At 61.5% G+C, this 3,513-nt stretch carries 3 protein-coding genes; all 3 read left to right on the forward strand.

Annotation, left to right across the window (positions count from 1 at the left end; genetic code table 11):
- A partial coding sequence (locus AVKW3434_RS24120) for a hemagglutinin repeat-containing protein (RefSeq protein WP_284407859.1) occupies positions 1–2,141 on the forward strand: 2,141 nt, incomplete at its 5' end.
- Positions 2,138–2,404, forward strand: a complete 267-nt coding sequence (locus tag AVKW3434_RS24125) for a hypothetical protein (RefSeq protein ID WP_284407860.1) — start codon at positions 2,138–2,140, stop codon at positions 2,402–2,404. The genes AVKW3434_RS24120 and AVKW3434_RS24125, both read left to right, overlap by 4 nt.
- A 248-nt stretch (positions 2,405–2,652) precedes the next feature.
- Positions 2,653–3,513: hypothetical protein (locus AVKW3434_RS24130; RefSeq protein WP_284407861.1), on the forward strand; the 861-nt coding region annotated here is incomplete at its 3' end.

Genomic DNA, 3,513 nt, shown 5'->3' on the forward strand with positions numbered 1-3,513 from the left:
GCTTCAACATCAGCCTGGGCAGCAGCCAAAGCCGCAGCACCAGCGCCTACCAGGTGGACAGTGCTGCTGGCTCTGCAGTGCGTGCCGACGGCAACGTGCACATCACCGCCACCGATGGCGACCTGCGCGTGCGGGGCAGCGACATCGAGGCGGGCAAGAACGTGGGCCTGATCGCGCAAAAGGGCAACATCGTTCTGGAAGCAGCCGAGAACCGCTTTGCGGAACAGAACAGCCGCAGCAGCAGCTCGGGCAGCATCGGCGTGAGCATTGGCCCGGGGAGCGTGAGCGTGAACGCCAGCGCCAGCCGGGCGCGGGGCCAGGGCAGCGGCGAGAGCGTGAGCTACACCAACACGCACATCCGCGCAGGCGGCACGGCCAGCGTGCAAAGCGCGGGCGACACCACCCTGCGCGGGGCCACCATCGTGGCCGATGCCGTGCGGGCCGACGTGGGCGGCAACCTCGCCATCGAAAGCCTTCAGGACACCAGCCGGTACAACGAGACGGGCCGAAGCAGCGGCTTCGGGATCAGCGTGCCCATCGGGGCCGGGCGCGTGGGCGGCAGCATCACCGTGGGCCGCACGCAGATCGACAGCGACTACCAAAGCGTGGGCGAGCAAAGCGGCATCCGTGCCGGCAACGGCGGCTTCGACGTCAGCGTGAAGGGCAACACCGACTTGAAGGGCGGGGCCATCACCAGCACGCAGGCGGCCATCGATAACGGCAAGAACACGTTCAGCACCGGCGGCACGCTCACGATGAGCGACCTGGACAACCGGGCCAGCTACAACGCCAGCGGGTTCGAGGTCACGGTGGGCGTGGGCAGCCAGCTGGGCAGCAGCGGCGCGGGTGTGGGCAGCGACAAGGGCAATGCGCAAAGCACGAGCCGCGCGGGCATCTCCGGGGTGGCGGGCAACGCACAGGCCCGCACGGGCGATCAAGAGACCGGCATCAAACCCATCTTCGACAAGAACCGGGTGAGTGATGAGGTGAATGCGCAGATCACCATCACCAGGGAGTTCGGCAAGCAAGGTAGCACTGCCTGGGGCAACTACTCGACCCAGCAATACGCGAAAGCGCTTCAAAACGGCGATGAGGAGGGCGCCGAATGCTGGGGCCCGTCGGGCACCTGCCGTGCGGTGGGCCATGCGCTGATTGGAGGCGCCGCGGGTGGCGTGGGCGGCGCGGTGGGCGCCGGGGTCACCTCCATGACCGCACCCCAGGCACAGGCGCTACTGCGTGGTTCGGGACTTCCCGAGCCGATGGTGCAAGCCCTGGTGCAGGGCTATGGCTTGGGCGTGGGCGGTGCGGTTGGCGGAAACTCCGGCGCGGCTGCGGGGGGCAATGAAGCTGCCAACAACACGGCAGCGTTTGCTGTACGGCTCATCAAGGAAGGCGGCGGCGTGGCGCTGGCAACCTGTTTTGCGATGCCTGCTTGCGCCAAGAACGTGGGTCCGGAGCTGATCTCTGCGGTGCAAGATTTGCAGCGTGTGGGCGAAGCGGTCGATGAAACCGTGCTGCGAGGTTGCCGCATCAGTCCGGCGTGTATGGCGGCTGCGGCGGTGATGGGCGTGAACGTCTTTGGTGGAACGCCAGGCAAGCCTGGGACGCCGGTGCAAGGACCCACCAACACGGGCGGGGACCAGACGGAGAATCCGATACCCGGTGGGAACTCGACGACCAAGCCCAATGAAGGGCCGCGTGGTAATGCTAATACAGGGGGAAATCAAATTGATGGTAAATCTCCTGTGGGAAATTCGGATAATGGCTATGCAGAAGGTAAACGACCGATTTTCGATCCCAACTTTTATGCTCATGCTCCTGATGATGATCTTAGTTTGGTTGATCCGCGTGGGACCACTCATATTTTGGATGGTGACGCTACTGGGGGTGGTCATCGTTTTGGAACAGGTAAACCAAACAAAAGTGAGTTTCCCTCCTCTTGGTCGGATGGAAAAATACTTGGTGTTGTGTCTGATATCGCTACAGATCCTAAAACTAATTGGTCGACGCCAGATGGCCGGGGATATGTCACTGGTACCGGAATCAAAGATGGAGTTGAAATTAAGGTTGTTTATGACACATCGAAAAATAGAATTGTTTCTGCTTTTCCTCTAAATACAGGAAGGAATCCGAAAAAATGAATGAGATAATTTTGGAGGAAAATCTTAGGAAAATCTTGGAAAATATACGTCAACAAGATCATTTGGCACCTCTTTTCCCAAAGGAAAGGTTAAATTTCGTGGATCAAATGAACTCGATAGATGAGTTCATAGAGGTTGGAGAGTATGGCTTGGCCTATGAAAATATAATTTCCCTGCTGGAGGTTTATTCTTTTGTATTGCATGGGGTGAATGCGGTGAAATTATTGGAGGTGGGTTTGTTCTTTGGGTTTAAATATCAATAGTTTTGCTGTCGGGGTCGATTTAAGTGGGTTAAAACCCGAACCGCAATATCGTGAGACTCACCCTCGGATCAAAGGACATTTGCGTTGCATTGGGCGTTGCGCTACTGATCACGATGGCGTCGCCCTCTCGGAGTCATGAGTCAAAAAGCCCTCCACCGCAATTAGCACTGGGGCATGCTGCTATTTATTTAATAGCAGATGCTGTGGCTGGCAACGGGTGCCCTTTTGTTGCCACTGCCTTCGTCGGAGTGAATCGGCCGGACACGCTGCCTGGACCCATCGGAGGGGGCAGCGGAGCGAACAACGCAGGCGCGGGCAACGTCACGGTGGGCACGGGCGGCCCCGGTGTGCCGGGCGAGGTTCCCCCCGAGTTCGTCAACACCAAGCCGCTGGCCCTGCCGCGGGTGGACGTGAGCACGCCGCAAGGCGGCATCGGTGCGCTGCTGGGCGGGGGCGCCAGCGTGGCGCTGCCCGACTGGAGCCAACTGCACATCGTGCCGGGCGGCATCAGCGCCAACGACCTGGCGCTCAACCTGAACGGCCAGTTCATCAACCGGGGCCAGTTCGAGGTCGGCAACAGCCTGATCATTGCGGCCGCTGGGGGCATCGACAACTTCGGCGCCGGCATCCAGGCCGGCGGCGTGATGCGGCTGTCCGGCGGTGGCCTGAACAACGAGCAAGGCCGGATCGAAGCGGGCAGCCTGCTGACCAGCATCCAGGGCGACATCGCCAACAGCCGGGGCGCCATCGTGGCGCACAACGGCGGCTACCTGCAGGCCGATGGCAGCATTGCGGCCACCGACGGCCAGTTCACCAGCGACGCGGGCAGGATTGCGTTGGATGCGGGCGGGAACATCGTGCTGGATGCCAGCCGGGTGTCGGGCAAGACCGGCGCGGGCCTGTACGCGAGCGGCGACATCCGCCTGGGCACGACCGCCAAGACGACGAGCAGCGACGAGCGCAGCGCCCAGTATCAGACCTACGTCACCTACAACGGCGACATGGAAACGCGCGAGGAAACGCGCGTGCAGACCGGCGAGAGCCGCACGCGCCAATCGAGCACCGTGCACACCGGCACCGTCATCGACGGCGGAGAAGGCAGCACCACC

The sequence above is a fragment of the Acidovorax sp. SUPP3434 genome (assembly GCF_030159015.1).
Lineage (GTDB): Bacteria > Pseudomonadota > Gammaproteobacteria > Burkholderiales > Burkholderiaceae_C > Paracidovorax.

Coding starts and splice junctions, on each gene's coding strand:
- AVKW3434_RS24125 (WP_284407860.1), top strand. CDS start 2,138: ATGAATGAGATAATTTTGGAGGAAAATCTTAGGAAAATCTTGGAAAAT.